Here is a 25,377-nt window from a genome sequence, read left to right on the forward strand (position 1 = left end):
ATCGAGGAGATAATGCAAGGAGATGCGGACGGGGCCTGTCCCGCCCTCCCTCCCCCCCCAGCACCCCCCCCCCCCCCCGGGCCCGTTCGCCCCCGGGGTCCTGATGCACCCGGCCGTTCGAGGGCCGTCCCGTGTCGCGATGCCTCGGGGAGTGCCGGGTCCGGGGGATGTGACGGGATTCCGCTCGGGGATGCTGCTCGCTCCGAGGTCTCGGGGAAACCTGCGAGAGTGGGTTTCCAGTGGTCCGTGTCTCGGACATGACCCTCATCCGTGAGGGTCTCAGTCGCTCCGCTTCCTTGCGGCCGGCGGCCGGGTGAAGCAGCAGTCCCCGCAGAGCCCGGTGCCCGGAGCGATCCGGTAGTAGAGGCAGCAGCTGGTCCGGCGGAAGGTCGTCCCGCGCAGCCCGGTGAGCAGCGTGCCGGACCCGGCCAGCGGCGGACGGGCCAGCAGCTCCGCGACCAACTCCCGGGCCGGTCCCGGAGCATGGGCGTCCAGCACCCGCAGGGTTCCGGCCAGGGCGGAGGCGGCGTTGCCGAGCAGCAGGCGTGCCGAGAGCGGGACGGCGGCCCGGACCGCCGCTGCGAGCGGCTCCAACTGGCCCAGCAGGACGGCATGGTGGAGCTGGTCGGCGAGACTGCCGGTCATGCCGTGTGCCGGTTCCGGCGGAGTCCAGAGGTCGATCGGCCCCTGGTCCGGAATCCGCACCCAGGCCTGGTCCAGAGTCGGCACCGTCCCCAGTAGGACGGCCGAACCGAGGCCCACCGACCAGAAGCGGGCGGCCAGTCCGAGGTGCAGGATCGAGGCCGCGACCCGGAGCTCGGCGGTGCCCAGCCGCTGCGCCACCACCCGGACCCGGGCGGCGAGCGGCGCGTCGGGCCCGGTGCCGTACAGCTCCGGCAGCGGGCGGAAGCCCGGCGGCGGCGTCCCGGCAGAGGAGGTGTCCAGTGCGAAGTACGGCCCGACGGCGGCGAGTCGGCCGTAGTCGGGCTGTCGGCGGTTGCTGGACGGCTGGCGGTCGTCGGATCGCTTGCGGTCGCCGGGCCGCTTGCGGTCGTCGGGCGCGGGGTTCAACGGCCCTCCCCGGTACGGCCGTTGAACCCCGCGCCACGCTCGGTCGGCCCGGCTGCGGACGGGCGGTGGTGCAGGGCCATCGGGGCAAGCCTCCAGGGGCGCGGTCGGACACCGATCATGGGCATGAACGGTACCGCCGCGCCCCGGCCCCCCCGGCACCGCCGCGTCGGGCGTGCTCCGATTCTGCTCCCGGGCCCTCGACGGGGCCTCCCGCCCGGGAGGGGAGTTGCCTCCCCCGCGGGGAGGAGCCCGCCTCCCCCGGGAGAGCTGCCCGTAGGCTCGGCCGGGTGCGCACCGACCCTCAGCCCCACCCCGCCCGGTCCCGGCGAGCTCTCGCCGCGCTCGCCGTCGTCGTCCTGCTGGCGCCCGTCGCCCTCGCGCACCCGGGGGAGCGTGGCGCGGCCGTACTGCTCGCCCTGACGGCCGTGCTCACGGCGGTGGTGGCGTCGCTGCCCTGGCCGACCGGGCGGATCACGCTCACCGCTGCGGCGGGAGCCGTGGCCGGCACCTCCCTGCTGGTCGACCTGCTCTATTCCGGGCCGTACCGGCTGCCCGCGTTGTGGCTGCCCTTCGAATGGCTCGCGCTGCTCGGCGTGGTCTTCCGCGCCGTCCGCCGGCTGCCCGACCGTTGGGTCGGGCCGGTCGGCGGCCTGGTCGGCCTGGCCGCCGTCGTCCTGCCGCTGCGGTTCGCCCTCCGGACACCACAGGGCGGCCCGGCGGGGCCGGTGGTCGGCGTGCTGCTCTCCCTGCTGCCGGTGCTCGGAGCGGCAGGAGCGGGCCTCTACCTGCGGATCCTGGACGCCCGCCGGGAGCGCGCCGTCGCGGCGGCCAGGCGTGAGCAGCGGCTCGAGGTGGCGCGCGGCCTGCACGACTTCGTCGCCCACGAGATCACCGGCATCGTGCTGGAGGCCCAGGCCGGCCAGCTCCCGGGGCAGGAACCCGAGGAGACGTCCGCCCTGCTGCGCCGCCTGGAGGAGGCGGGGCTGCGGGCGCTCGACTCGATGGACGACATGGTCGGTGCCCTGCGCGACCCGCAGGGCGACCAGAGCGCCGAGGCGCCGACCCGCCGCCTCGGCCTGGCAGACCTCCCGGAGCTGGTCACCCGCTTCGGCACGACGGGCGGCCTGCGCGCCACCGTCGAGCTGGGTCCCGAGGCCTCCGGTCGACTCGCCGTCGAGGCGGAGGCGACCGTGTACGCCGTCGTCCTGGAGGCCCTCACCAACATCCGGCGGCACGCCCCGCAGGCCACCGAGGTGACCGTCCGGGTGGCCCCGGCGGACGACGGGAGCGCCGTCCGGGTGACCGTCACCGACGACGGCGGCCCCGCCGTTCGCAGGCCCCTGCTGCGCCGCCGACCCGGCTCGGGCGGTACCGGCCTGCCCGGCCTCACGGCCCGTGCGGCGGCCCACGGCGGCACCCTGACCTCGGGCCCGGTCACCCCGGCGGGGTGGCAGGTGGTGTGCGTGCTGCCGGGGCGGTAGCGGTGAGCGGCCCGGTGGCGTCGGCCGAGCGGGCTCGGCCGGCGCCACGTCCGTGCGGGTCGGCGGCCGTCCCCATGGTCGGCAGCACCGTCCACGGGGCACACCCGCGCCCCCGTCGGGCGTCTCAGCGCTCGCGGCCGCCGCCCCGGGCGCCGCGCGGGCGGGTGAGGGTGAAGCGGTCGACCGGGACGAGGTCGCCGTAGGGGCCGCTGACGGAGTAGTACGTCACGTCGATGGTGGTGTCGCCGCCGCGTTCGCCCGGGTTGACGTCGAAGGAGGCGAAGCCGTACGGGTTGTCGGCGTCACGGAAGGCGGACCAGGGGGCGTCCTCGATCACGTAGACCGGGGGACGCTTGCCGGTGGCCTTGTCGGCGGGGCCGACGCCGGTGATGACGCGGGCCTTGGCGGGGGTGAAGAAGAGCTTGTTGGAGGGGACGGAGGTGCCGCCGCCGCCGATGACCATGTGGACGGTGCCCTGGGTGGTGTCGACGGTCTCGGTGTCGGTGGCGGCCGGGATCGGGGTGCGGGTGTCGGTCGGCTGCTGGCCGCGGATCGGGTGGGAGCGCTCGTAGTGGTGCTCGTGGCCGCAGACCACCAGGTCGACGCCGTACTTGTCGAACAGCGGTACCCAGGCTTCGCGGACGCCGAGGTCGGCGCCGTTGAACTTGTCGGCGGTGGAGATGACCACCTGGTGCATGCAGACCACGATCCAGTCGATCCCCGGGTCCGCGTTGGCGGCGATCAACTCCCGCTCCAGCCAGCGCTGCTGGGCGCCACCGGAGTAGCCGTGCACATAGGAGTTGCCGCCGTCCTGGTAGGCGACGTCGTCGTTGTTGAGGCTGATGACGCGGACCGAGCCGGCCGTGAACGCGTACCAGAGGCCGTGCAGTTCGTCGTCCGAGCCGGCGTCCGGCAGGTCGAAGTAGGCCTGGTAGGCGCCGTAGCCGATCGGGCCGTTGCCGCGCTCGTTCTCGTGGTTGCCGGCGGCGGGCATCCAGGGGCGGTGGCGGGCCGAGCGGGTGTTGTTCTCGAACCAGTCGGACCAGGTGCGGACCCGGTCGGTGGCGAGGTTGGCGTAGCAGAGGTCGCCGTTGACCAGGTGGAACAGCGGGGCGACCCGTTCGACCCCGGCGGTGGTGTCGCCCGCGGCCGGGCTGCCGAGGTTGTCGTTGGCGTAGCCGTTGGCGGTCTGCTTGCCGAGGGTGGGGGTGCCCTGGTCGCCGAAGCTGGTGAAGGTGAAGACGGCCCGACCGCGCGGGGCGGTGCGGACGGTGCCGAGCTCGGGGGTGGCGCCGTCGTGGACGGCGGCGTAGACGTAGTCCGTGTCCGGGTGCAGGCCGGTGAGCCGGGCGTGGTGCACCTGGACCTCGGTGCCGGAGGCGGCGTCCCGGTAGGTGCGGGTCTCGGCCTGCTCGCTGCGGCCGAAGCCACCGTGCGAAGTCCCGTACATCACCCGGGGGTTGGAGACGGACGTGGTGGTGTGCCAGGAGACCGTGACCTCGCGCGAGGCGTCCGAGCCGAACTGCAGGTGCAGTCCGGCCACCCGCGGGGCGCCGGAGCGGTCCGGCCGCTCCCACAGCAGCGGGGAGGCGACGGCCGGGGTGGGCGCGATGCCGGAGAGGGAGACGGCGCCGCCGAGGCCGAGACCGGTCGCCCCGGCCAGGAGCCCGCGCCTGCTGACGGGGAGGCGTCCACTGGATGCGTTCATGGCGGCCAGCCTCACCGGACGGAGGTGAACCGCGCCGGACCGGCAGCGTGAACTTTCCCGCCGGGCGGGCGATGCGGGAGACTGCCCGCTGTGACGAGTACGAACGGTGAGTGTCCGCGGGTGATCCGCACCCTGATCGCGGACGACCAGGAGGCCGTGCGGCGGAGCGTGCGGCGGATCCTCGACGCGCAGCCGGACATCGAGGTGGTCGGCGAGGCCGCCGACGGGCAGGCCGCGCTGGAGCTGGCGGCCGAACTGCGGCCGGACGTCGCGCTGGTGGACATCCGGATGCCGAGGCTGGACGGGCTGGAGGTGACCCGGCGGCTGTCCGGCTCGGTGCGGGTGGTGGTGCTGACCACCTTCGACCTGGACGAGTACGTCTACCCGGCGCTGCGGCACGGCGCGTCCGGGTTCCTGCTGAAGCGTTCCGGCCCGTCCCTGCTGGCCGAGGCGGTCCGGGCGGCGGCGGACGGGGAGAGTCTGATCAGCCCGTCGGTCACGGTGCGGCTGCTGAAGCACGTGACGGCGCCGCGCCGGCCCGCGCAGCCGGCCCCGGTGGTGCCGCTGACCGAGCGCGAGGTGGAGATCGCCGGTCACGTCGCGGCGGGCCGCACCAACGCCGACATCGCCGCCGAACTGTTCATCTCCCGGGGCACAGTGAAGACCCACGTGGCCAGCATCCAGCGCAAGCTGGGCGCGCCGAACCGGGTCGGGATCGCCGTGTACGCCTGGGAGGCGGGCTACCCGGTGCCGCAGTGACCGGGGCGGAACGGGAGCGCGCCCACGGGGCCGAGGGGATGCTCCGTGGACGCGCGGAACCTACGAGGTGGGGGTGGCCTCCGGACTTGACGTCCTCCGGCCGGTAGTTCGATCGTCGACCGAGGTAGTGCTCAGCGGCAGACCCTGATCCGTCTCGATCTGTCGCCACTGCCTCCTGCGGTCGAACTTCCTTCAGCTACCTCGCAGGTCCATTTCCCATCATGCGCCTCCTACGGCGCGCGCACCAGGGGTGAACGGGCCGAATTCGGGCAAATTTCGCAATCCGCCGGGCCTTCGCCGGGCACTCCGGGCCGTCGACCCACTACCAGTCGACCCACTACCAGCCGTCCACGAAGCTGAGCGTCCGGTGGTACGGCCCCTCCGGCCCGGTGCTGCGGTAGTCCTCGACGCTGCTGCCGGTCCGCACCGTGCGGTCCCCGTCGTGGCGCTGGGCGGTGGGTCGCAGGGTGTGGTCCACGGTGGAGCGCTCGGTGACGTGGTCGCCGGTCGCCGTGGTGGCCTCGCGGTGGTAGCCGAGGTCCATCGCGGTGCGCTGGTCGGTGTTCCCGGCCGCGTCGTGGGTGACCTTGTACGTGACGTCCAGCGGCTCGCCCTCGTGCACCGTGGCGGTGCGGTGCGGTCCGCCGCCCCAGGTGGCGGTGGTGCGGGTGAGGTCGGTGCCGTTGTGCAGCGTCACGTCGTTGCCGCCGTCGCGCAGTTGCTGGGCGGAGCTGAAGGCGAGGTCGTCGCGGACCTCGGTGGTGATCCGGCCGTGCGAGGTCTGCACCCAGCCCCGGGCGAGGTCGTGCCGGGCGGCGGTGACGGTCCAGTCGCCGCTGCCGCCGCCGTGGTCGGTGAGCTCGGTGCCCACGGTGGCCTCGGGGGCGACCCGGTAGTCGGTGAGCTGCCCGGAGGTGCGGGCGGTGCCGTGGTCGACCTCGGCGAACAGGTTGACCTGGCCGGTCCAGACGTCGTTGCTCTGCGCCTCGCTCGCGTTGACCGTGATGCCGACGGTGTGCGGGCGCCCGTCCAGCAGCAGGCCGACGTACGGGGTGAGGTCGAGCCGGTAGGCGGGCAGGTCGAAGGCGAAGACGCCGGGGATCGGCCGCCACAGCAACGGGTCCCAGCCGCCGGTGTAGATCACCGGGTACGGCCAGACCGCGCCGGCCACCCGGCCGTCCACGGTGAGCCGCAGCTCGCGGAACGGGCCCTTGCCGCAGGCGCCGATCGACGGGTTGGCGGCGACGAAGGCGTCCGGCGCGGAGGCGTAGGCGAACTCCTCGCAGGCGCCGCCGCCCCGGGCGTAGACCTCGGCGGTCAGGCGCTCCAGGTTCTGCGGGAAGGTGAGCTCGCGCCCGGCGGTCGGGGCGGCCTGGGTGAGCGCGAACGGGCCGGTGGTGAGGAGCTGGTCGGCGCCGCGGGCGGCGGGCCAGCGGTCGTTCGCGGTGTAGAAGGTCAGGCTCGCCGAGATCTTGTAGACGCCGGTGTAGGTGGCGTCGGTGACGTTGGCGAGGTCGAAGGAGAACGGCTGCGGTCCGGCCGTGAACAGCGGGGCGTAGCGGGTGAGATCGCGCTCGACGTTCCACCGGATGCCGTCCTTGGACGGCTCCGGGGTCGAGGAGAGCAGGACCTGCACGCCGCCGATGCGAACGCTGAAGATCCGGTCGAACTGCCGCCCGGCGACCTGCCCGTGGAGGTCCATGACCACCGCCGACCAGGGCCCGGCGCAGTCGGCGGGCGGTGTGAGGGTGGCGGTGTACGGGGTGTCGGGCGGATTGCCGTACCCGTTGCGGAACTCGCGCTCGTGCATCACCTCGACGGTGCAGGAGCGGGTGTCGGGGCGGGTGAGCGGCTTGGTGGCGGTGACCGGGTCGTGGTAGCCGGTGCCGAAGTCGGCGTGGGCGGGCCCGGCGGCGGTGAGGGTGCCGGCGAGGGTCAGGAGGGCGGCGCCGACTAAGCGGGCGGTGCGGCGCAGCAGAGGACTTCGGGACTCGGTTCGGCGGAGCAGGGAGTGCAGGGTCACGGTGGATCCCCGGGGTCGGGCGGCCCGTCGGCGTGCGACGGGGCGGGTGGATGGTCCGGGCATCCTTCCGGCGGTGGCATGTGAGCGTCAAGGGTCGGTGCCGGGGCTCCTGCGGCTCCTACGGTTCCTCCAGCTCGGCCGCCTCCTGGCGGATCACGTCGCGCAGCACCGCCAGCGTCGGGCGGCGGTCGTCCGTCCGCCACTGCATCTCCAGTGGCAGGGTGGCCCCGCCCTCCAGTCGTACGGTGGCGACGTCCTCGGTGAGGTGGCCGGTCATCGAGGCGGGCACCAGCGAGAAGGCGCGGTTGCGGGCGAGCAGGTAGAGCCGGGAGCCGACGATCCGTGGCGGGCTGACCAGCACCGGCGGGTCGATGCCGTGCTCCGCGCACAGGCCGAGCACGTGGTCGTAGTAGCGGGGGTGCTGCTCGCGGGGCCACAACAGCAGTGGGAGGTCGCGCAGTTCGGTCAGGCGCAGGCCGGTCCGTCCGGCCAACGGGTGGTCCCGGCCGAGGGCGACCCGCGCCGGCTCGTCGGCGATCCGCTCCAGGCGGTAGCCGGGCACCTCCGTCAGGAAGCGGCCGAGGCCGATGTCGGCGAGCTCGGTGGCCAGGGTGGTGGACACCTGCCCGGTGTCCACGGCGAGTTCGGCGGTGGTGAGCGAGGGCAGCTCCTGCTCGGCCCGGCTGACCACGGCGGGCAGCAGCCGGTTCACCACGCTCGGGGAGGCGACGATCCGGGCCGTGCCGAGCCGGGACTCCTCGTGCAGCCGGACCCTGGTCAGCAGCGCCCCGGCCTGCTTGAGCAGACGGGCGCTCTCGGTGGCCATCACCTCGCCCGCCTCGGTCAGGGCGACGGAGCGGCGGCTGCGGTCGAACAGCTCGACGCCGACGGTCCGCTCCAGCCGGGCGACCTCCTGGCTGACCGTCGGCTGCGAGATGTGCAGCCGCTCGGCGGCCCGGCCGAAGTGCAGCGTCTCGGCGACGGTCAGGAAGACCTCCAGCTGACGCAAGGTGAGACCCATGCCGTTCAGTCTAGTGCGAACTGATAGGTGATTACCTATCAGAAGCCTCAGGACTCATTCTGGATTCCGATGCGAAGCGTCCATACGCTGATCGCCACGTTGCCCCACCGCAGTGGCATCTCACAGGAAGATCGCATCATGACCGGACTGCCCACCAGCACCCCCGCCATCAAGGTCTCCGAGGAGGTCGCGCAGGCCGTCGCCGACGGCCGTCCCGTGGTCGCCCTGGAGTCGACGATCTTCACCCACGGCCTGCCCCGGCCGCGCAACCTGGCCGTCGCGCTGGAGGCCGAGCGGCAGCTGCGGGAGGCGGGCGTCGTCCCGGCGACCATCGGGGTGCACGCGGGTGTGCCCACCGTCGGCCTGAGCACCGAGCAGATCACCGAACTGGCCGCCGCCGACGGCCTGGACAAGGTCAGCCTGCGCGACCTTCCGGTGGTCGTCGCGCTCGGCCGGCACGGCGGCACCACCGTCGCCGCCACCGCCTTCCTGGCCCACCGCGCGGGCGTCCGGGTCTTCTCCACCGGCGGCCTCGGCGGCGTCCACTTCGGCGCCTCCGAGAGCTTCGACGAGTCGGCCGACATGACCACCCTGGCCGCCACCCCGGTCACCGTGGTCAGCGCCGGCGTGAAGTCCATCCTCGACATCCGGGCCACCCTGGAGCGCTTCGAGACCTTCAACATCCCGGTCATCGGCTACCGCACCACCAAGTACCCCGGCTTCTACGTCACAGACTCCGGCCACGAGATCAACTTCAGCGTCCAGTCGCCCGAGGAGGCAGCCAAGGTGATCGACGCCCGCGACCGGCTCGGCCTGCCGCAGGCCGTCCTGATCGCCAATCCGGTCGACCCGGCCAAGCAGCTGCCGCCGGAGGAGCTGGACGGCATCCTGGCCCGCGCCTGGGCCGAGGCCGAGCGCCGGGGCGTCACCGGCAACGCCTCCACCCCGTTCCTGCTCGACTACATCCAGCGCGACACCGGCGGCCGCAGCCTGGAGGTCAACGTGGAGGTCTACCGCGGCAACGTCCGCCTCGGCGGCGAGATCGCCACCGCCCTGGCCGCCGCCGCGTCGACCGGGGCCTGACCCGTGCTGGGGGTGCTCGGCGACCTCGTCGAGGACATCGTGGTCTGGGTCGACGGCCCGCTGCGCCACGGCACCGACTCCAGCGCCCAGGTCTTCCGGCGTCGCGGCGGCAGCGCGGCCAACGTCGCCTGCTTCGCCGCCGGACAGTACCCGGCCCGCTTCCTCGGCTGTGTCGGCGCGGACCCGGTCGGGGACGGCATCGTCGCCGAACTCGGCGGCCACGGCGTGGACGTGCGGGTGCAGCGGCGCGGCCAGACCGGCAGCATCGTGGTGCTCATCGACCAGGACGGCGAGCGCACCATGCTGCCCGACCGCGGCGCCGCCACGTTGTTGGAGCGCGTCCCGCCGGAGTGGCTGGCCGGCCTGACCCACCTGCACGTGCCCGCCTACTCCTTCGACGGCGAGCCGGTCGGCGCCACGGCGGTGGACGCGCTCGGCCGGGTCCGGGAGGCGGGCGGCACCACCTCGGTGGACGCCTCCTCGACCGGCATGCTGGAGCAGTTCGGGCGGGAGCGGTTCCTCGGCCTGCTGGCCGAGTTGGCGCCGACCTTCGTGTTCGCCAACCGGTCCGAGTCGGCGCTCCTCGGCCTGCTGGTGGACGGCCTGCCGGGGCCCGGGCGCGCCCGGCTGGCAGCCACCACGGTGGTCACCAAATCCGGTGCCGAGGCGACCACCGTCGACGTTTCCGGGGAGGGGCTGTTCACCGTGCCGGTCCCGCCGGTCGCGCGGGTGCGCGACCTCACCGGGGCCGGGGACGCCTTCGCGGCGGGCTTCCTGGCGGGCTTCCTGGACACCGGGGACCTGCACCTGGCGGCCGGGCTCGGGCACCGCAGCGCGGCCCGGGTGCTGGCCTCGCCGGGGGCCAGCGCGGGGTAGGCGGTTCGCCGGCGGATGGGGCTGCGGGGTGGGCCGGCGGGTGGGGCCGTTGGGTGGGGCCGGAGGGGCCGTTGGGTGGTGGGCCGCCTAGCCGCGCAGTGCGTCCTTGCGGAGGAAGTGCTTCAGCTTCTGCCACGTCCAGGCGTTGATCACGTCCTCGGCGGTGAGCCAACCGCGCTGCGCCGTACCGATGCCGAAGCGAGGGTAGGCGAGGTGGCCGGTGGCGTGCGCGTCGCTGTCGATCGCGAAGCGCACGCCGTGCCGCCTGGCCCGCAGGATGTCCTCGTCGCGAAGGTCCAGCCGTTGCGGGGAGCTGTTGATCTCGATCGCGGTGCCGGTACGCGCGGCCGCCGCGAACACCGCGTCGAGGTCGACGTCGATCGGCCCGCGCCGGCCGATCCGGCGGGTGGTGAGGTGGCCGATGATGTGCACGTGGGGGTTCTCGCAGGCGCGGATCAGCCGACGGGTCTGGGCGGCGCGGTCGAGGGCGAAGTGCGAGTGCACGGAGGCCACGCAGACGTCGAAGCCGGCCAGGAACTCGGCCGGCCAGTCCACCCCGCCGTCCGGGCCGATGTTCAGCTCGGTGCCGTGCAGCAGGCGCAACTTCTTGTGCCGGTCGGCGAGTCGGCGCAGCTGCTCGCGCTGGGCGAGCATCTTCTCGTCGGTCATCCGCTGCATCACCAGGTCCGGCGCGTGGTCGGTGACGGCGTAGTAGGAGTAGCCGCGCGCGGCCGCCGTGTCGATCATCTCGGTGAGGGTGGCCAGGCCGTCGGTGAGGTCGGTGTGGGTGTGCAGGTCGCCGCGCAGGTCCGACTCCTGGATGAGGTCCGGGAGTTCACCGTTCAGCGCGGCCTCGATCTCGCCCCGGTCCTCGCGCAGCGTGGGTGGGATCCAGGGCAGGCCGAGCGCGGCGTACACCTCGTCCTCGGTCTCCGAGACGACCTTGGCCCCCTCCGCCCTGGTGCCTTTCCCGGCTCCGCCGTCCTTCCCCGTTCCGCCGTCCTTCCCGGCTCCGCCGTCGACTTCGAACAGCCCGTACTCGGAGAGCTTCAGCCCCGTCCGCACCGCCATCGTGCGCAGCTTGATGTTGTGCGCCTTCGACCCGGTGAAGTAGACGAGCGCCGCGCCCCAGTCCTCCTCCGGGACGACCCGCAGGTCCACCTGGATGCCCTGGGTGGTGCGGACCGAGGTCTTGGTCGGCCCGCTCCCGATCACCTCGGCCACGTACGGGAGTTCGGTGAGCGCGGCCATCAGCGGGGCGGAGTCGGCGGCGGTCGCCAGCACGTCGATGTCGCCCACCGTCTCGCGCATCCGGCGCAGCGAACCCGCGTACGCGCAGCGGGTGCAGCCGGGGACGGCCGAGAGCGCCTCGACCAGCTGCTCGGCCAGCTCGGTGGCGGTGTCGAGCAGGGTGCGGCCGCCGGACTGCCGCATCAGCTCGATGCCGTGCAGGATCTTCTCGCCGCTGCGCTCGCCGAAACCGGCCAGGTCGGACAGCTTGTCGGCGCGGATCGCCTCGGCGAGTTCCTCGACGGAGGCGATGCCGAGGTCGCGGTAGAGGGAGAGGGCGCGTTTGGGGCCGACGCTGGGGACGGCCATCATCTCCCGTACGCCGGACGGGATCTCGGCGCGCAGGGTCTCCAGCGCGGCCATCTTTCCGGTGGCGAGGTATTCGGCGACCTTCTCGGCCGTGGACTTGCCGACGCCGGGGATCTGCTGGAGCCCCTTGACGTCCAACCCGGCCAGGTCCTCGGGGTGGCCGCCGACCGCGCGGGCGGCCTTCTCGTAGGCGCGGGCCCGGAAGGCGTCCCCGCCGGTGATGTTGATCAGGTCGGCGTACTCCTGGAGCAGCTCCCTGACCTGGTCGTTGAGCCGGGGCATGGGGCAAGTCTAGGTTCGGCGGCCCCGGCTCGCCGGGTGGTCGGCCGATGCCCACCGGGTGGCGGGCCCGGCGTTCGCCGAGCGGCTAGTAAGCGGCTAGTCATACGCGACCGCCAGCAGCAGGACCACGGTGAGGCCGCCGCCGGGGGTGGGCTCGACCGCGAGCCGGCCGCCCGCCGCCAGCACCAGGCTGTGCAGCGCCGGGCCGACCGGTCCGGTGGCGCGCACGCCCGGCGGCATCCATTCGCGGGCCTCGGGCGGCTCGTACGACCCGCGGTCGGAGATCCGTATCTCCACCCGCTCCCGCCTGCGCGCAGTGGCACCCCGCCCGGTCGCGGCCCGGGGCGCCGCCGGGCGGGTGCGGGTGACCTCCGCGCGGACCAGCACCCGGCCGCCCAGCGGGCTGCGCCGGATCGCGTGGTCGACCAGCCCGGCTATCGCGGCCTCCATCCGCCGGGCGTCCCCGGCCACCACCGGCAGCCCGGGCGCCACCCGGACCGTGACCGCCGCGGCCCGGCCGCCGCCGCGCACCACCCGGTGCACCACTTCGGCGACCTGGACGTGCCGTGCCTGCGGCTCGCACCCGGCCTGCCGGCCGGTCCACCGCAGCCGGTCCAGCTCGGTGCGGGACAGCGTCCGGGGCGAGGCCATCGCGACCGGTGGGACCGGGCCGAGGCCTTCCAGCGCGTCCTTGCCGCCCTTGCCGCCCTTGCGATCACTGCGGCCCGTGCCGCCGAGCGCGCCGAGCGCCCGGGCCCCCGAAGCCACGTAGCCCCAGAGCTTCCCGCGTGCCATTGCCCTGCCCCTCGTGCCTGACCGGTGGCCGTCAACGGTTGCGCGGCCGACCGGGGCGGGCCGCTTCCCGGGCCCTGCTGCCAGGGTGCGCCTCCGCCGTCCGGGTGACAATCCGGCTCCGGGGCTCGAAGCGGGCCCCGGCCCCCGCCGAGCGGCAGGCCGGACACCCGCCGACCGGCGGGCCATCCACTCCACTCCACCACGAAGAACCCTTCGCAAAAAATCCTTTGCAAACATCTCTTTGCGGTCCTACGCTGCTGGCCATGACCGAAGAACGCGGCTGGAAGCACAGCGAGGACCCGCACATCGCCATCACTGCCAAGGGCATGCGGGCGATGGCGCACCCCGTGCGCATGCAGCTGGTCGGGCTGCTGCGCAAGCACGGCCCGTCCACGGCGACGAGGCTCGCCGCGCAGCTCGGGCTCAACTCCGGGGCTACCAGCTACCACCTGCGCCAGCTCGCCGCTGCGGGCTTCGTCGAGGAGGACCGGGAGCGGGGCAACGCCCGTGAGCGCTGGTGGCGTGCGGCCCACCCGCTGACCGTCTGGACGGGGGACGACATGGCGGACGAGGAGCCCGACACGGCCGTCGGCTTCCTGCGGTCCGTCCTGGCCGCCCACACCCTGACCGGCCAGCGCACGTTGGACGCCTTCGAGACCATGCCGCGCGAGTGGCGCCGGGTGACGGACCTCAGCGACCTGATCCTGCAGCTCACGCCCGCCGAGGCCGAGCAGCTGACCGGCGAGTTGTCCGACGTGATCGGGCGCTACCGCAGGATCGACGACGGTGAGCCGGTCCCGGAGGGCGCCGAGCAGGTCTCTGTGATCGTCCACGTCCTGCCGGACCCGAGCACCACCACGACCGAGGGGGAACCCGTATGACCACCATCGCCGTTGACCCCGTGCGCAGCTTCCGGCCGCTGGCCGGGGTGCTCGCCGCCACGGCGATCTCCCTGACCGGGACGCGCGTCTCGGCCATCGCTCTGCCGTGGTTCGTTCTGGCGACCACGGGCAGCGCCACCATGACCGGCCTGGTCGCCTTCGCCGAGATGACGCCGTACGTGCTGGTCAAGGCGCTGACCGGTCCGTTGGTCGACCGGCTCGGGCCGCGCGCGGTGTCCTGGACGACGGACGCGGTGAGCGCCGTCGCGGCTGGCCTGGTCCCGCTGCTGCACGCGCGCGGACTGCTGCCGTTCTGGCTGCTGCTCGCGATGGTCGCGGTGATCGGTGCGATGCGCGGCCCGGGTGACTTGGCCAAGTCGGTCATGGTCCCGGAGGCGGCCGACCATGCCAGGGTGCCGATGGAGCGCGCCACCGGGCTCTCCGGCGTTACCGAACGGCTGGCCTCCACCGTCGGCCCGGCGGTCGGCGGAGGGCTGGTCGCGCTGCTGGGGCCGCTGGCCGGGCTGGCGGTCAATGCGGGCACCTTCGCGCTCGGCTCGCTGATCATCGCCCTGGCGCTGCCGCGCGGCATGGGGCGTCCGGCGGTGCCCGGTGTGGCCGCGTCGTCGTCCGGGCCGACGGGGGCGGGGGAGCACGGCGGCTATTGGCGGATGTTCCGTGAGGGCTTCGCCTTCCTGCGGTCCGAGCCGCTGCTGCTCGCCGTGATCGTGATGGTCGGCATCACCAACCTGCTCGACGCCGGCTTCACGACCGTCCTCGTCCCGGTCTGGGCGCGGGAGTCCGGCAACGGCCCGGCCGCCATCGGTCTGACCGCCGGTGTCATGGGCGCCACGGCAGTCGTCGGCAGCCTGATCGCGGCGGCCGTCGCCTCGCGCCTGCCTCGGCGGACGGTCTTCTTCGTCGGCTTCCTACTGTGCGGCGCGCCTCGCATCCTGGTGCTCGCCCTCGGCGTGCCGATGTGGGTGGTGGTCACGGTGTTCGCGGTCGGGGGCTTCGGCTCCGGCTTCCTCAACCCGATCCTCGGCGCCGTTCTCTTCGAACGGGTGCCCCGCCACCTCCTCGGCCGCGTCCACGCCCTCGGCGACTCCCTCGCCTGGGCGGGCATCCCTCTGGGAGGCCTCCTCGCCGGCGGCGCGGTCGCCCTGGTCGGCCTGATACCCAGCCTGCTCACGGCCGGGGTCCTGTATTTCGCCACCACGACGCTGACCGGGCTGCGGCCGGAGTGGCGGGAGATGGACCGTCTGCGGGGGCACGGGAGCACTGCGGTCGTCGAGCAGGAGGTGGAGTCGGCACGCGCGTAGTGCATCGACCATCCGGGGCGGGCGGCCCGCCCAGCGGAGGAGCAGGAGGCTGACCAGGGCTGCGAGGGCGCACCAGGTGGAGACGACGGCGAGACACCGGAGCAGGGCGCAGAGCACGGCGCCCGCGCGGGTGAGCAGACCGAGGCGGCGGAGCAGGTGGTCGCCGCCGGCCAGGAGGGAGCCGACGGTGGTGAGGAGGCAGCCGGTGAGCAGGAGAGCCGGGTGCGGGATGCCGATCGCGTAGCCGAGGGTGCGGCCGTGCGGGCCGTCACCAGTTGGCCGGCGACGCCCGCGGCCAGCCCGCCGGCCACGGCGTCCGCCTGCGCGGTCCAATGCATCGGCCGCCCGCCTACTCGCCCTTCGAGTCCCTGCCCTTCGAGTGCCCGTCCGGTTGGTCGTGCTCCCCGGGTTGGTCCTTGTCCCCGGGTTGGTCCTTGTCCCCGGGTTGGTCCTGGTCGCCGGGCTTGTCCCAGGGCGCGTCCTCCGGTGGTGCTCCGATGCTCTCCAGGGTCTCCCGGACGGTGCCGGGCATCGCCGGGTGCCTCCCGATCACGATCACCCCGGTCACGATGGCCAGCAGCCCGATCGCCTCCCATGCCAGCGCGCCCGGGGTCACCCGCAGCCGGTCGCCGAGGAAACCGACCGCGCAGGCGATCCCGGCCAGCGGCTGGGCGGCGGTCAGCGCGGGCAGGGACATCCGCAGCGGGGCGGCCTCGAAGGCGCTCTGCACCAGCAGCAGCCCGACCACGCCCGCCACCACTACCGCGTACGGCTGCCAGGTGCGCAGTACCGCCGTCAGCCCGTCGTGGTCCAGGTGCTGGGTGGTGGTGCGGGTGAGCGCGTCCTGCAGGCCGTAGAGCAGCCCGGCGGCGAGCGCCAGCAGGGTGGCCTCCTCGAACAGCGGCAGCCGCCGGGCGAGCGAGACCAGCAGCAGGGTCAGCCCGACCACCGTGCCGATCACCAGCCAGTGCCGCAGCTCCCCGGCGGGTGGTCCGCCCCCGGTGGGCCGCCCGGCCACGATGAACGCCGTCACCCCGAGGCCGAGCAGCAGCACCCCGGCCCAGCCGGAACGGCCCAGCGTCTGACGGGTCAGCACCCGGGAGAGTGCCATGGCGAAGAGCAGGTTGGTCGCCAGCAGCGGCTCGACCAGTGACACCTGGCCCTGGTTGAGCGCGAGCGCGGAGAGCAGCAGCCCGCTGACCATGAACCCGGTCCCGAGCAGCCACTCCGGCATCCGCATCAGGTCCAGCAGCAGCCGCCAGTGCAGCATGTCGGAACGAGGGGCCCGCTGCGCCGCGTGCTGCTGGAGGACGAAGCCGAGCCCCAGACAGCAGGCTGCGCTGAGGGCGAGGAGGAAGACCGCCACGGAGGGACCACCAGGTTGTCGCTGCCCCGCGCCGCGCCGGCGGGTCCGGGGTGGGGTCGGCGGTCGCGGCGCGCTTCCGTCAGCCTACCGCCGGGGCGGCGGCCAGGCCGATTGGACGCGGGACGGCTCGCTGATCGGACGCGGGACGGCCCGCCGATCGGACGCGGGACAGCCTGCCGATCGGACGCGGGAACACCCGTCGATCAGGTGTCCGGAGGCAGCGCGGTTCGGGTGCCGGGGGCACGCCGGCCGTGTGCCACCCGGCCGCGCTTGCCGCTTCGGGTGGGGCAGGCGCACGCTGGTGTGAGCGGCCGCCACGGGCCCACCGCCCGTGCCGGTCCGAACAGGCGCGACGGGGGCCGGCGCCAGGAGGTGTGGCATGCACAACCAGTGGGACGTGGAGCTGAGCTTCGAAGAGGACGGCGTGCACACGACGTGCGACGCCAGGCTGGTGGGCGCGAGGGCGCCGGGCCTGAACGCGCACGGCGAGGCCGAGAAGAGCGCGGACGACCGTCCGCTCGCCAGGATCGGCGAGGAGGTCGCGGCCTCCCGCGCCCTGGAGGAACTGTCCCGCAAGCTGCGGGCCCAGGCCACCGGGGAGATCGAGGACGAGGGGCACCGCCCGGGCTACCTGATCTACTGACCTCGGCGGCTCTTCCGAACCCCGGGCCTTTCGAGGCGGAAGGAGCGGCCGCGCCGGGGCGGTCGCCCGCACCCTCCGTGCGCTCCGGCTCAGCTCCAGGGGTTGGCCGGCTGGTCGTTGACGGCCGTCCAGAAGCGGGTGTCGGGCGGCAGAGTGCCGGTGGCCCAGAGCGACCACCCCTCACCGTCGTGGAACTCGGCCATCCGCCAGTCGCCGCCGAAGGAGTCCGCGCACAGCTCGTCGGCGGCCTCGCGACTCGTCAGCTCGGAGCCCGCCGTCGGCGGGGTCGCCGCCACCTCGCCGCCCGCCCAGCTGTGGAAGCCGGTGGTCGGGATCCCGTCCGGGGCCGGTCGGCCGTCCACCCGGATGCAGAGCACCGGCAGTTTGGTCCCGGGGTCGGTGTCGCCGAGGTAGGGGCTGCTGAGGCTGTCGGTCCCGACGTGCACCGAGTTGCCGAGCTGCTCCAGGGCCGTCCAGGTCAGCCCCAGGTGTTCGCCCGGCGAGGCGGCGACGGCCGGGACCGACGCGACGGCGGACGCGCTGCTCGGAGGGACGGCCAGGGCGGCGAGCGCGAGCACCGCAGCGGGGGCGAGGCGTCGGACGAACACGGGCATGGCTGCTCCAGGGAAGTGGGAGGCGAGTGGGGCGGCTGCGGGGCCGTAGTCCGCCAGTGCCAAGTTCCGTGTGGACCAATAGACTTGATGGTTGCGTCGGTTTCCGGCCGCCGCCCGCTCGCTTGGTCCGTGGACTACTTGGTCCGTGGACTACCGGACCGCGCCGCGTCGCGCCCCAGCCGCGAGGTGCCTCCAGGCCTCGGCCGCCACCGCGCCGGCCGGCGAGCAGGTGGGTGGCCGCCATCGGCAGCCTCGCCGCCGTCTCCACCCCCCCAGCGGCCACACCAACTTCATTGCCGGCGCCATCACTGAGTAGCCCCCACCGGTGATCCACCGCGCGCCGTGGTCCCGGCCATCGGCCACGCTAGGGGCGGGGTGAACGCACCCGGCTCCGCGACACCTGGCCGGCGGCCGTGCCCGCCCCTCGTGGCCTGACGGGCGATCGGTCTGGGCTCCTGTTTCCTTGATCGGCCGATCGGTGGGGCTGGGTAGTCTGCTGCGATGACGGACAGCGAACTGATCGTGGACCTGCGCGGTCGACCGATCGAGACACTCGACGACTTCTGGGACGCGGTGAGCGAGCCGTGCGGGCTGCCGACGTGGTTCGGCCGGAACCTGGACGCCTGGTCGGACACGATCGAGACCCGGGGCATCTCCGAAGTGATCGACAGCCACGACATCCTGACCGTGCACGTCGTCCAGCGGGGACTCTTCGCGGGGAACCGGCAGGAGGCCCAGGTCCTGGCCGAGATCTTCGACGGGGAGCAGAACCGGCTCGTCGTCCACCCGTTGGCCTGACGGAGCCGCGCGGCGTTTCGGGCCTGGTGGCGACGGGCTTGCCGCCCTGATGTCGGAGCGGGCGGCGCCCCCGTTCCTCGTGGTCGACCCAACGAGCCACTGGACGAACGGGCACGGGCGCGAGGCAGTTGATCGGCCGAGGGCCGAAGGTCCCCCTGCGCGGGAAGTCGGACCCGCCGACTTCCCGCGCAGGCTTCGAGACGGGGCGCGGCGATCCGTGGGCCGATCGCGGTCATTCGCGGGCCCGACGAGGCTCAGTGGTCGGACCCTGTCGCTTCATCGGGCCGAATCCGGTGCAAGCCGGGGAGCCCGCGCTCCGGCGTGGTTCTGCGGCGTGGTTCTGCGGCGGGGGTCCGTGGGCTGAGGCCGGCGAGGGCGGGAGTGCGGGGTGTGGGGCGTAGCGGCGTCCGGGGTCGGGCGTGGTTGCGGGGGTGACGCGTGTGGGCCGCGCGGGCTGACGTCGGACGTGCTGCCGGGGCGTCGACTCGGGGCGTCTGCTCAGCTCGTCGTCATGCTGCGCAGGGCCGGGTCAAGGGCGGGTGGGGGTGAGGAAGTCCAGGACTCGGCGGTTGACCTCGGGGGCGGCGGTGGTGGGGAGGGTGTGGTGGGAGGTGTTCGGGATGGTGGCGATGGTGGCGTGTGGGACGGCTCGGCGGGTGGCTTCGGCGGTGTGGTGGGGGTCGTGGGGGCGGGAGTTGGCGGCGTAGAGGGTGAGGAGGGGGGTGGTGAGGGTGCGGAGACGGGCGGGGGTGGGGCGGGGGCCGGTGATGACCGGGGAGGCGGGGAAGTCGGCGTAGCCGACGGAGTAGAGCTCGCGCCAGGCGGGGTCGAGGCCGCGGCCGCCGGATTCCCAGTCGAGGTAGGAGCGGGCGCGGGCCGGGGTGCGGCGGGGGAGGAAGAGGGGGAGGACGCGGAGGAGGTAGCCGGGGCGGAAGCCGGTGAAGCACTGGGTGGGGTCGAGGAGGGCGAGGCGGTCGACGCGGGTGGGGGAGTGCAGGGCGTATTCGAGGGCGATCCAGGCGCCGTAGGAGTGGGCGCAGAAGTCGGCTTCGGGGACGCCGAGTTGGTCGAGTACGGCGTCCAGCCAGCCGAGCAGGCCGGGGACGTCGCCGAGTGGCGCGCCGTCGTGGATGCTGCGGCCCGGGTCGCCGATGAGGTCGACGGCGAGGACGCGGTGGCCGGCCTCGGCCCAGGCGCCGGCGTTGGCGAACCACATGGTGGAGGTGGCGCCGCCGCCGTGGAGGAGGACGAGGGGGCGGCCGTCGGCGGGGCCGCAGGCGTTGATCCGGGTGGTGCCGTGCGGGGTGCGGACGGTGAGGGGATCGACCGGGACGGGCCAGCGGGCGAGCAGCGCGTCGTAGGCGGTGAGGAAGGGGGCGGTGGCGGAGCGGGCGGTGCGGGTGGACATGGCGGGCCTCCGCGGTGTGGTGTGATCGGCGACTGGATCACATACTGAATCGCTCGCTGGGCAAGTATCTCGCTCAGCGAGAGAATAGTGGCACACGAGTGCCCGAGGAAGGACGAGAGGGTGTCCGAGGTTGAGGAGCCGATCCGGCTGGTCCACCTGCTGCGCGGTCTGACGGTCGAACTCGACCTGTTCGGGGCGGAGTTCGCAGCCCGCAACGGTCTGCATCCGACCGATCTGCGGGCGCTGATCCACCTGCTGGACGCCGACCGGGCCGGGGAGGTGGTCACCCCGGGTCGGCTCGGGGAGGTGCTACGGCTGAACTCGGCGGGGACCACCGGCCTGGTGGACCGGCTGGTGCGGCTCGGGCTGATCCGTCGTGAGCGCGATCCGCAGGACCGGCGGAAGGTCCGGCTGGTGGTGGAGGAGCGGGCGATGGAGCTGGGGCAGGGCTTCTTCGGCGGGCTGATCGGCGATCTGGTCGCGGCGATGGGCCGGTTCGACCCGGCGGAGTTGGCGACGGCCCGGCGTTTCCTGGAGGCGATGACGGCCGTGGTGGCCGCCGCCCGGGAGGAGGGGTGACGGAGGAGCGCTACGCGGGCCCGAGGGTCCAGCTGATCACGGACAGGGTCGCCATCGACACCAGCGTCGACCAGAGCACCGTGTCCCGGGCGAGGTCACTGCTCTGCCCGTACTCGCGGGCGTAGGTGTAGACGTTCTGCGCCGTCGGCAGGGCGGAGAAAAGCACCACGGTGAGCAGTTGGTGCGGAGGAAGGTGGAGCAGCGGCCCGGCGACGGCGAGGGCGACGAGCGGCTGGACCAGGGTCTTGACCGCGACGGTCAGCCCGACCTCGGCGCGGCGTGAACGGCCGTCGGTGGGCGGGCGGTTGTGCAGGGACATGCCGAGGGCGATCAGGGCGGTCGGCACGCCGGCGCCGCCGAGCAGTTCGCCGGAACGGTTCAGCTCGGCGGGCAGGTGCAGCCCGGTCGCGGAGGCGACGGCGCCGAGCGCGGTGGCGAGCAGGATCGGGTTGCGCAGCGGGAGGGTGAGCAGGGCCCGGCGGCCGGCCGCGCCGCTGTCCAGGACGGCGAGGACGGCGGGGGTGACCAGCAGGATCTGGAACAGCACCACCGGCGCGACGAAGGAGGCGTCACCGAGGACCTGCACGGTCACGGGTATGCCGAGGTTGGCGGAGTTGACGTATCCGGAGGCCATCGCGCCGATGGCGAGCTCGCCGGGCTTGCGCCGGAAGAGCAGGTGCCCGGCGAGCAGTCCGAGGCCGGTCGCGACGGCGGTGCCGGCCGCGAAGGCGAGCATCGAGGGGTTGGCGAACCGGTCCAGCGGGGTGCGGGCGATCATCAGGAAGAGCGCGGCCGGCATCGCGACGTGGAAGACGAAACGGTTCAGCACCACCTCGGCCTGCGGCCCGAGCAGGCCGGTGCGGCCGACGAGGTAGCCGATCCCGGTGAGCACCCAGATCGGGGCGAAGCCGGACAGCAGCGGATGCAGGGATGGCATGGTTCCTCGGATCGCTCGGACGGGTCTGCCGGGTTCCGCGGGGGTCGCCCGCCGGAGGGCGTCGGCCCCCGGGGCGGCGACCCTGGGCGCCGTGGAGCCCTGGGGCAGTAAACCAGCAGGCGCCGACTCGAAGATCACGGGCCTACGATGAGCCGATGGAGCAGCAGTACCTGAGCCTGTCCGAGGTCGAGGCCATCGCGCGCCGCGCCCACCGGGGACAGGTGGACAAGAACGGGCACCCGTACAGCGAGCACATCGCGGCGGTCGCCGCCGGGACGGAAGCGCGCGGCGGGAGCGAGGCGCAGATCGCGGCGGGCTGGCTGCACGACACCGTCGAGGACGACCGGTTGAGCCGGGAGTGGCTGGCGGCGGCCGCGCTGCCGGAGGCGACCAAGGCGATCGTGGACGCGCTCACCCGCCGGCCGGACGAGCCGGTCGAGGAGTACACCGCGCGCATCCTGGCCACGCCCGGCGCGCTGCTGGTCAAGCGGGCCGATCTGGCGCACAACTCCGACCCGGCCCGGCTGGCCTCGCTGGACCGGGCGACCGCCGAGCGGCTGGCCGCCAAGTACGCGCGGATGCGGGAGTTGCTCGGGCTCGCCGGGGAGCTGTGAATCGAGGGGTCGTAAACCGCAGAGCTGTGAACCGCAGAGCTGTGAACTGCGGAGCTGTGAACCGCTGAGCCGTGTGAGCACCAGGGAAACCAGGACAGGGCCCGGGCCACGCGGATCGCGCGGGCCCGGGCCCTGTCGGGTCACCCCGGTGGTCCCTGTCCGACCCCCGGGGTGAGGGAGGAGTGGTCAGGAGGCGGGTGGAAGTCGGTACGCCGGTGGTGGGTCGGCTTAGTACCAGTGGTGGTTCTGCCAGAAGACCCAGGCGGCGTTCGGGCTGCCGTAGCGGGTGTTCATGTAGTTCAGCGCCCACTTGATCTGGGTGCGCGGGTTGGTCCGCCAGTCCGAACCCGCGGAGGCCATCTTGGAGCCCGGCAGCGCCTGGGCCAGGCCGTACGCGCCCGAGCTCGGGTTGGTCGCCTTCACGTTCCAGCTGGACTCGTGCGAGATGATCTGGCTGAACGAGGCCAGCTGGTTCGCCGGGACGATCTGGGCGGCGATGGCCTTCGGAGAAAGGGCCGCGGCGGAGGCGGTGGCGGGCATCAGGCCCGCGCCCAGGGCGGTCAGACCGGCGGCGCCGGCGAGAATCGCGGCGGAAGTGCGCATGCGGAGCTTGAAAGTGGGCATGTAAGACAGGACCTCAATCGGGGTTGGGTCGAGTCGCGCCTCACCCGGGACCACGGGCCGGACAGGGGCCGTTGCGGTTGTGGGGCGCGACTCGGCGGTAAGCCGTTCACCGGCGGGACAGGAGGCCGGTGCGGCTGACGACGAGAGCCATTGTTGGCAGACGGGATCGGCCGTCGCCAAGACCCCTTTGTTACGACGCCCGGTCGTACGGGCGGTGGCCGCCGTGGATTCGAAGGCGCGGCGGCGCGCGGCGCCCGGACCTGCGCGAATCGGTGCTGAGCTGGGAAAATGCCCGTCGAACGAACCCTGGGCATGGCCTGTCGAGTACCCGGAGGGCGCCACGGCCGCCCGTCGTAGGCACGATTCGACTGTGAGTGCGCTCACCGCTTAAGTGCGGCGACTGTCACCGGACGATCCGATCGCACCACTTTGGGTACAGACGATCTGTGCCCGGCGCCACACGATCCCGTCGCAGTCCGGAGGTGTCGGCTCACCGAACGTCGCCCGGTCGTTGGAAGTCGCTCGATCGTCGATCGCTGAACGTCGCCCGATCGCCGAAAGTCACGCGATCATCGAACGTCGCCCAGCCGCCGGTGCCGAGCCGCCCGGGCCGTGAGCCGCTCCGCCTCGCCGGTGGCCGTCAGGGTGTTGAGCGCCGTTCCGAGCGCCGCTCCCATGCGGGCGCAGAAGGCCTCCGGTTCCTCGGCGGCGTCCGGCAGCTCCGGGACCACCTCGTCCACCAGCCCGACCTCCGCCAGGTGGTGGGCGCCGATGCCCTGGGTCCTGGCCAGCTCGGCCGCGTGCGCGCCGTCCCGGTGGACGATCGCCGAGGCGCCCTCCGGCGGCAGCGGCGCCAGCCAGGCGTGCCCGGCAGCGAGCACCCGGTCGGCCGGGAGCAGCGCCAGCGCCCCGCCGCCGGAGCCCTGGCCGAGCAGGACGGCGAGGACGGGCGTGCGCAGCGCGAGCAGGGTGGTCAGGCAGTGCGCGATCTCCACCGCGATCCCGTCCAACTCGGCTTGGGCGGAGAGCTCGGCCCCGGCCGTGTCCACCACCGTGACCAGCGGCAGCCCCAACTGCTCTGCCAGCCGGGCGGTGCGGCGGACGGCCCGCAGGTCGGCGGCGGTGAAGGGGCGCTCGTGCTCCGGGCTCTGCCGCTGCTGGCCGATGACCAGGACGGGCCGGCCGCCGAGCACGGCGAGCGCCCGGACCAGCGCGCCGCCGCGGCCGCCGGGCGCGTCCAGCAGCACCAGCTCCTCGGCGGTGCGACGCAGCAGCTCACGGGTGCCGGGGCGGTCGGAGCGGCGGCTGCGGCGGACGGAGTCCCAGGCGTCGGGCTGCTCGGCGGGCTCCTCGTCGGCGCGGGCGGTACCGGTATCGCGAACGTCGCCCGTGCAAGGGGGAGGCGTGGTGCCGAGGACGGCGAGTGTCCGGCGGAGCAGTTCGCGCAGCTCCTGCGGCGGCACCACGGCGTCCACCAGCCCGCGCTCGGCCAGCGTCTCCGCCCGCTGGACGTCCGCCGGCAGCTCCACGCCGCGCAGTTCCTCGTAGACCCGCGGTCCGAGGAAGCCGAGCCGGGCGCCGGGCTCGGCGAAGACCAGCTGGCCGAGCGTGCCCCAGGAGGCGAAGACTCCGCCCATGGTGGGGTTGCGCAGATAGGTGAGGTAGGGGAGACCGGCCGCGCGGTGCGCCTGGACCGCGGCGGTGATGCGGAGCATGCAGAGGAAGGCCGCCGAGCCCTCCTGCATCCTGGTGCCGCCGGACACCGGCAGGGCGAGCAGCGGCAGTCGCTCGGCGGTGGCGCGTTCGACGGCCCGGGTGATCCGTTCGGCGGTGGCGACGCCGATGGAGCCGCCGAGGAAGCCGAACTCGGAGGCGACCAGGGCGACCGGCCGGCCGTCGATCAGGCCGAGGCCGGTGAGCACGGCCTCGTCCAGGCCGGTGCGTTCGCGGGCGCGGTCGAGCGAGGCGCGGTAGCCGGGATCGGTGGGCGGCCCGGCCGGCGGCTCGTCCCAGCCCTGGAAACTCCCGGCGTCGACCAGCAGTCCGATCAGCTGGTGTGCCGTCAGCGAAGTGCCCGTTCCCGTACCCATGTCCACCCCGTCAGAGATCGTTTCGGCCCGACACGGTGCGCCACTCTATGCGGCGTCGATGTCGTGTCGTGGGAGCGCTGTGAAGGTGTGAGCAGGCCGACAACGGCGCTCGCATTAGTTCGATGGCGGTCGACCCAAGGGCGGTGCGGGCGGTTCGTGGACGGCTCCGGGAGGGGGGCTCGGGGGCTGGCGTACGGGTGAAGTCGCTGATGAGACAGCTGAGTTACCGGTCGGTAAAAAGTTGACTCAGGGGTTCCGGAGTTGTCGGTGGATCGCCACACTGGTGGACATGACTCGCACTCTACGCGCGTGGAAGTCTCGCGCTGCCGCCATCACCGCTGTCGCCATGATGACCCTCGCCCCCGTCGCCGTCGCCACCGACGCGCACGCCGATGTGAGCGGCACGGTGTGCCTGTCCACGCTGCCGCCGGAGGCCACGGACACCCTCAACCTGATCGCCTCCGACGGGCCGTTCCCGTACTCGCAGGACGGCGTGGTGTTCCAGAACAGAGACAGCGTCCTGCCCGGCCAGTCCTACGGGTACTACCACGAGTACACCGTCATCACCCCGGGCGCCCCGACCCGCGGTGCCCGCCGGATCGTGACCGGCCAGCAGTACCAGGAGGACTACTACACCGGCGACCACTACGCCACGTTCTCCCTGATCGACCAGACCTGCTGACACCCCCCCCAGGCATGACCGTGGGCCCGGCGAAATTCCCCCCCCGGGCCACGGGCGTCCCCGGGAAGGGCCCCCCACCCCGACACCCCCCCAGCATTTCCCGCCCGCTCTTCCCCAACCC

The 25,377-nt window shown here is 73.6% G+C and carries 23 protein-coding genes and 1 pseudogene; 11 read left to right on the forward strand and 13 right to left on the reverse strand.

Features of this window, described 5'->3' with window-relative positions:
* Positions 1-279: 279 nt before the first annotated feature.
* A complete protein-coding gene (locus ACFQ87_RS27515) occupies positions 280-945 on the reverse strand; it encodes a (2Fe-2S)-binding protein (RefSeq protein WP_380613542.1) in 666 nt (221 codons plus the stop codon).
* Positions 946-1,358: 413 nt separating this feature from the next.
* Between ACFQ87_RS27515 and ACFQ87_RS27520 the strand changes: the two genes are divergently transcribed.
* On the forward strand, positions 1,359-2,552 hold the full coding sequence (locus ACFQ87_RS27520) for a sensor histidine kinase (RefSeq protein WP_380613509.1): 1,194 nt from the start codon (positions 1,359-1,361) through the stop codon (positions 2,550-2,552).
* A 124-nt stretch (positions 2,553-2,676) separates the two neighbouring features.
* Here the strand turns inward: ACFQ87_RS27520 and ACFQ87_RS27525 are convergent, their stop codons facing one another.
* Positions 2,677-4,260: a purple acid phosphatase family protein gene (locus tag ACFQ87_RS27525; protein WP_380613510.1), complete on the reverse strand. Its 1,584-nt coding sequence runs from the start codon at positions 4,258-4,260 to the stop codon at positions 2,677-2,679.
* Positions 4,261-4,350: 90 nt separating this feature from the next.
* Here ACFQ87_RS27525 and ACFQ87_RS27530 point away from each other — a divergent pair, with 90 nt between their 5' ends.
* Positions 4,351-5,019, forward strand: a complete 669-nt coding sequence (locus tag ACFQ87_RS27530) for a response regulator (protein ID WP_380613511.1) — start codon at positions 4,351-4,353, stop codon at positions 5,017-5,019.
* Between the two features lie 337 nt (positions 5,020-5,356).
* On the opposite strand, the gene ACFQ87_RS27535 is transcribed toward ACFQ87_RS27530, so the two are convergent.
* Entirely contained in the window at positions 5,357-7,042 is a 1,686-nt protein-coding gene (locus tag ACFQ87_RS27535) for a peptide-N4-asparagine amidase (protein ID WP_380613512.1), read from the reverse strand.
* 118 nt (positions 7,043-7,160) lie between these two features.
* Positions 7,161-8,063: a LysR family transcriptional regulator gene (locus tag ACFQ87_RS27540; protein WP_380613513.1), complete on the reverse strand. Its 903-nt coding sequence runs from the start codon at positions 8,061-8,063 to the stop codon at positions 7,161-7,163.
* Between the two features lie 138 nt (positions 8,064-8,201).
* Between ACFQ87_RS27540 and ACFQ87_RS27545 the strand changes: the two genes are divergently transcribed.
* Together ACFQ87_RS27545 and ACFQ87_RS27550 are read left to right on the forward strand one after the other, a co-directional pair.
* The gene (locus tag ACFQ87_RS27545) at positions 8,202-9,146 is read left to right on the forward strand and encodes a pseudouridine-5'-phosphate glycosidase (protein WP_380613514.1); all 945 of its coding nucleotides are present in this window, start codon (positions 8,202-8,204) and stop codon (positions 9,144-9,146) included.
* 3 nt (positions 9,147-9,149) lie between these two features.
* A complete protein-coding gene (locus tag ACFQ87_RS27550; RefSeq protein WP_380613515.1) occupies positions 9,150-10,022 on the forward strand; it encodes a carbohydrate kinase family protein in 873 nt (290 codons plus the stop codon).
* Between the two features lie 87 nt (positions 10,023-10,109).
* On the opposite strand, the gene ACFQ87_RS27555 is transcribed toward ACFQ87_RS27550, so the two are convergent.
* Together ACFQ87_RS27555 and ACFQ87_RS27560 are read right to left on the reverse strand one after the other, a co-directional pair.
* Complete coding sequence (locus tag ACFQ87_RS27555; RefSeq protein ID WP_380613516.1) at positions 10,110-11,903, reverse strand: helix-hairpin-helix domain-containing protein; 1,794 nt, start codon at positions 11,901-11,903, stop codon at positions 10,110-10,112.
* Between the two features lie 96 nt (positions 11,904-11,999).
* Positions 12,000-12,698 (reverse strand): hypothetical protein, encoded by a 699-nt coding sequence (locus ACFQ87_RS27560; RefSeq protein WP_380613517.1) that lies wholly within the window; start codon positions 12,696-12,698, stop codon positions 12,000-12,002.
* 263 nt (positions 12,699-12,961) lie between these two features.
* On the opposite strand from ACFQ87_RS27560, the gene ACFQ87_RS27565 reads away from it, so the two are divergent.
* Together ACFQ87_RS27565 and ACFQ87_RS27570 are read left to right on the forward strand one after the other, a co-directional pair.
* The gene (locus ACFQ87_RS27565) at positions 12,962-13,579 is read left to right on the forward strand and encodes an ArsR/SmtB family transcription factor (RefSeq protein WP_380613518.1); all 618 of its coding nucleotides are present in this window, start codon (positions 12,962-12,964) and stop codon (positions 13,577-13,579) included.
* Positions 13,576-14,901 carry an MFS transporter gene (locus ACFQ87_RS27570; RefSeq protein ID WP_380613519.1) on the forward strand — a complete coding sequence of 442 codons (1,326 nt, stop codon included), beginning with the start codon at positions 13,576-13,578 and terminating at the stop codon, positions 14,899-14,901. Before ACFQ87_RS27565 ends, ACFQ87_RS27570 begins: the two co-directional genes overlap by 4 nt.
* A gap of 24 nt (positions 14,902-14,925) precedes the next feature.
* Here ACFQ87_RS27570 and ACFQ87_RS27575 read toward each other — a convergent pair.
* Positions 14,926-15,234: pseudogene (locus ACFQ87_RS27575) on the reverse strand (DUF6629 family protein); the annotation flags it as partial.
* Positions 15,235-15,250: 16 nt separating this feature from the next.
* Complete coding sequence (locus ACFQ87_RS27580) at positions 15,251-16,267, reverse strand: DMT family transporter (protein WP_380613520.1); 1,017 nt, start codon at positions 16,265-16,267, stop codon at positions 15,251-15,253.
* Positions 16,268-16,646: 379 nt separating this feature from the next.
* Between ACFQ87_RS27580 and ACFQ87_RS27585 the strand changes: the two genes are divergently transcribed.
* Positions 16,647-16,910: a dsRBD fold-containing protein gene (locus tag ACFQ87_RS27585; protein WP_380613521.1), complete on the forward strand. Its 264-nt coding sequence runs from the start codon at positions 16,647-16,649 to the stop codon at positions 16,908-16,910.
* An 89-nt stretch (positions 16,911-16,999) separates the two neighbouring features.
* Here the strand turns inward: ACFQ87_RS27585 and ACFQ87_RS27590 are convergent, their stop codons facing one another.
* On the reverse strand, positions 17,000-17,524 hold the full coding sequence (locus tag ACFQ87_RS27590; protein WP_380613522.1) for a hypothetical protein: 525 nt from the start codon (positions 17,522-17,524) through the stop codon (positions 17,000-17,002).
* Between the two features lie 501 nt (positions 17,525-18,025).
* Between ACFQ87_RS27590 and ACFQ87_RS27595 the strand changes: the two genes are divergently transcribed.
* Positions 18,026-18,322, forward strand: a complete 297-nt coding sequence (locus ACFQ87_RS27595) for a barstar family protein (protein WP_380613523.1) — start codon at positions 18,026-18,028, stop codon at positions 18,320-18,322.
* Positions 18,323-18,851: 529 nt separating this feature from the next.
* On the opposite strand, the gene ACFQ87_RS27600 is transcribed toward ACFQ87_RS27595, so the two are convergent.
* A complete protein-coding gene (locus ACFQ87_RS27600; RefSeq protein ID WP_380613524.1) occupies positions 18,852-19,730 on the reverse strand; it encodes an alpha/beta fold hydrolase in 879 nt (292 codons plus the stop codon).
* 120 nt (positions 19,731-19,850) lie between these two features.
* Here ACFQ87_RS27600 and ACFQ87_RS27605 point away from each other — a divergent pair, with 120 nt between their 5' ends.
* The gene (locus ACFQ87_RS27605; RefSeq protein ID WP_380613525.1) at positions 19,851-20,309 is read left to right on the forward strand and encodes a MarR family winged helix-turn-helix transcriptional regulator; all 459 of its coding nucleotides are present in this window, start codon (positions 19,851-19,853) and stop codon (positions 20,307-20,309) included.
* A 10-nt stretch (positions 20,310-20,319) separates the two neighbouring features.
* Here the strand turns inward: ACFQ87_RS27605 and ACFQ87_RS27610 are convergent, their stop codons facing one another.
* Entirely contained in the window at positions 20,320-21,246 is a 927-nt protein-coding gene (locus ACFQ87_RS27610; RefSeq protein ID WP_380613526.1) for an AEC family transporter, read from the reverse strand.
* Between the two features lie 155 nt (positions 21,247-21,401).
* Here ACFQ87_RS27610 and ACFQ87_RS27615 point away from each other — a divergent pair, with 155 nt between their 5' ends.
* Positions 21,402-21,860: an HD domain-containing protein gene (locus ACFQ87_RS27615; RefSeq protein WP_380613527.1), complete on the forward strand. Its 459-nt coding sequence runs from the start codon at positions 21,402-21,404 to the stop codon at positions 21,858-21,860.
* A 228-nt stretch (positions 21,861-22,088) separates the two neighbouring features.
* Here ACFQ87_RS27615 and ACFQ87_RS27620 read toward each other — a convergent pair whose 3' ends face one another.
* On the reverse strand, positions 22,089-22,463 hold the full coding sequence (locus ACFQ87_RS27620) for a transglycosylase SLT domain-containing protein (RefSeq protein ID WP_380613528.1): 375 nt from the start codon (positions 22,461-22,463) through the stop codon (positions 22,089-22,091).
* A 590-nt stretch (positions 22,464-23,053) separates the two neighbouring features.
* Positions 23,054-24,574: a carboxyl transferase domain-containing protein gene (locus tag ACFQ87_RS27625; RefSeq protein ID WP_380613529.1), complete on the reverse strand. Its 1,521-nt coding sequence runs from the start codon at positions 24,572-24,574 to the stop codon at positions 23,054-23,056.
* Between the two features lie 289 nt (positions 24,575-24,863).
* On the opposite strand from ACFQ87_RS27625, the gene ACFQ87_RS27630 reads away from it, so the two are divergent.
* Positions 24,864-25,256, forward strand: coding sequence for a ribonuclease (locus ACFQ87_RS27630; RefSeq protein WP_380613530.1), 393 nt, complete (start codon positions 24,864-24,866; stop codon positions 25,254-25,256).
* Positions 25,257-25,377 lie beyond the last annotated feature (121 nt).

Origin of the sequence: Kitasatospora sp. NPDC056531, assembly GCF_042794375.1 — a bacterium.
Taxonomy (GTDB): Bacteria; Actinomycetota; Actinomycetes; order Streptomycetales; family Streptomycetaceae; genus Kitasatospora.

What these genes read in the sequence shown, in the direction of transcription:
- ACFQ87_RS27525 (WP_380613510.1), bottom strand. Translation starts at nt 4,260, where the DNA reads ATGAACGCATCCAGTGGACGCCTCCCCGTCAGCAGGCGCGGGCTCCTG.
- ACFQ87_RS27540 (WP_380613513.1), bottom strand. Translation starts at nt 8,063, where the DNA reads ATGGGTCTCACCTTGCGTCAGCTGGAGGTCTTCCTGACCGTCGCCGAG.
- ACFQ87_RS27545 (WP_380613514.1), top strand. Translation starts at nt 8,202, where the DNA reads ATGACCGGACTGCCCACCAGCACCCCCGCCATCAAGGTCTCCGAGGAG.
- ACFQ87_RS27555 (WP_380613516.1), bottom strand. Translation starts at nt 11,903, where the DNA reads ATGCCCCGGCTCAACGACCAGGTCAGGGAGCTGCTCCAGGAGTACGCC.
- ACFQ87_RS27560 (WP_380613517.1), bottom strand. Translation starts at nt 12,698, where the DNA reads ATGGCACGCGGGAAGCTCTGGGGCTACGTGGCTTCGGGGGCCCGGGCG.
- ACFQ87_RS27565 (WP_380613518.1), top strand. Translation starts at nt 12,962, where the DNA reads ATGACCGAAGAACGCGGCTGGAAGCACAGCGAGGACCCGCACATCGCC.
- ACFQ87_RS27570 (WP_380613519.1), top strand. Translation starts at nt 13,576, where the DNA reads ATGACCACCATCGCCGTTGACCCCGTGCGCAGCTTCCGGCCGCTGGCC.
- ACFQ87_RS27585 (WP_380613521.1), top strand. Translation starts at nt 16,647, where the DNA reads ATGCACAACCAGTGGGACGTGGAGCTGAGCTTCGAAGAGGACGGCGTG.
- ACFQ87_RS27590 (WP_380613522.1), bottom strand. Translation starts at nt 17,524, where the DNA reads ATGCCCGTGTTCGTCCGACGCCTCGCCCCCGCTGCGGTGCTCGCGCTC.
- ACFQ87_RS27595 (WP_380613523.1), top strand. Translation starts at nt 18,026, where the DNA reads ATGACGGACAGCGAACTGATCGTGGACCTGCGCGGTCGACCGATCGAG.
- ACFQ87_RS27600 (WP_380613524.1), bottom strand. Translation starts at nt 19,730, where the DNA reads ATGTCCACCCGCACCGCCCGCTCCGCCACCGCCCCCTTCCTCACCGCC.
- ACFQ87_RS27610 (WP_380613526.1), bottom strand. Translation starts at nt 21,246, where the DNA reads ATGCCATCCCTGCATCCGCTGCTGTCCGGCTTCGCCCCGATCTGGGTG.
- ACFQ87_RS27615 (WP_380613527.1), top strand. Translation starts at nt 21,402, where the DNA reads ATGGAGCAGCAGTACCTGAGCCTGTCCGAGGTCGAGGCCATCGCGCGC.
- ACFQ87_RS27620 (WP_380613528.1), bottom strand. Translation starts at nt 22,463, where the DNA reads ATGCGCACTTCCGCCGCGATTCTCGCCGGCGCCGCCGGTCTGACCGCC.
- ACFQ87_RS27625 (WP_380613529.1), bottom strand. Translation starts at nt 24,574, where the DNA reads ATGGGTACGGGAACGGGCACTTCGCTGACGGCACACCAGCTGATCGGA.
- ACFQ87_RS27630 (WP_380613530.1), top strand. Translation starts at nt 24,864, where the DNA reads ATGACTCGCACTCTACGCGCGTGGAAGTCTCGCGCTGCCGCCATCACC.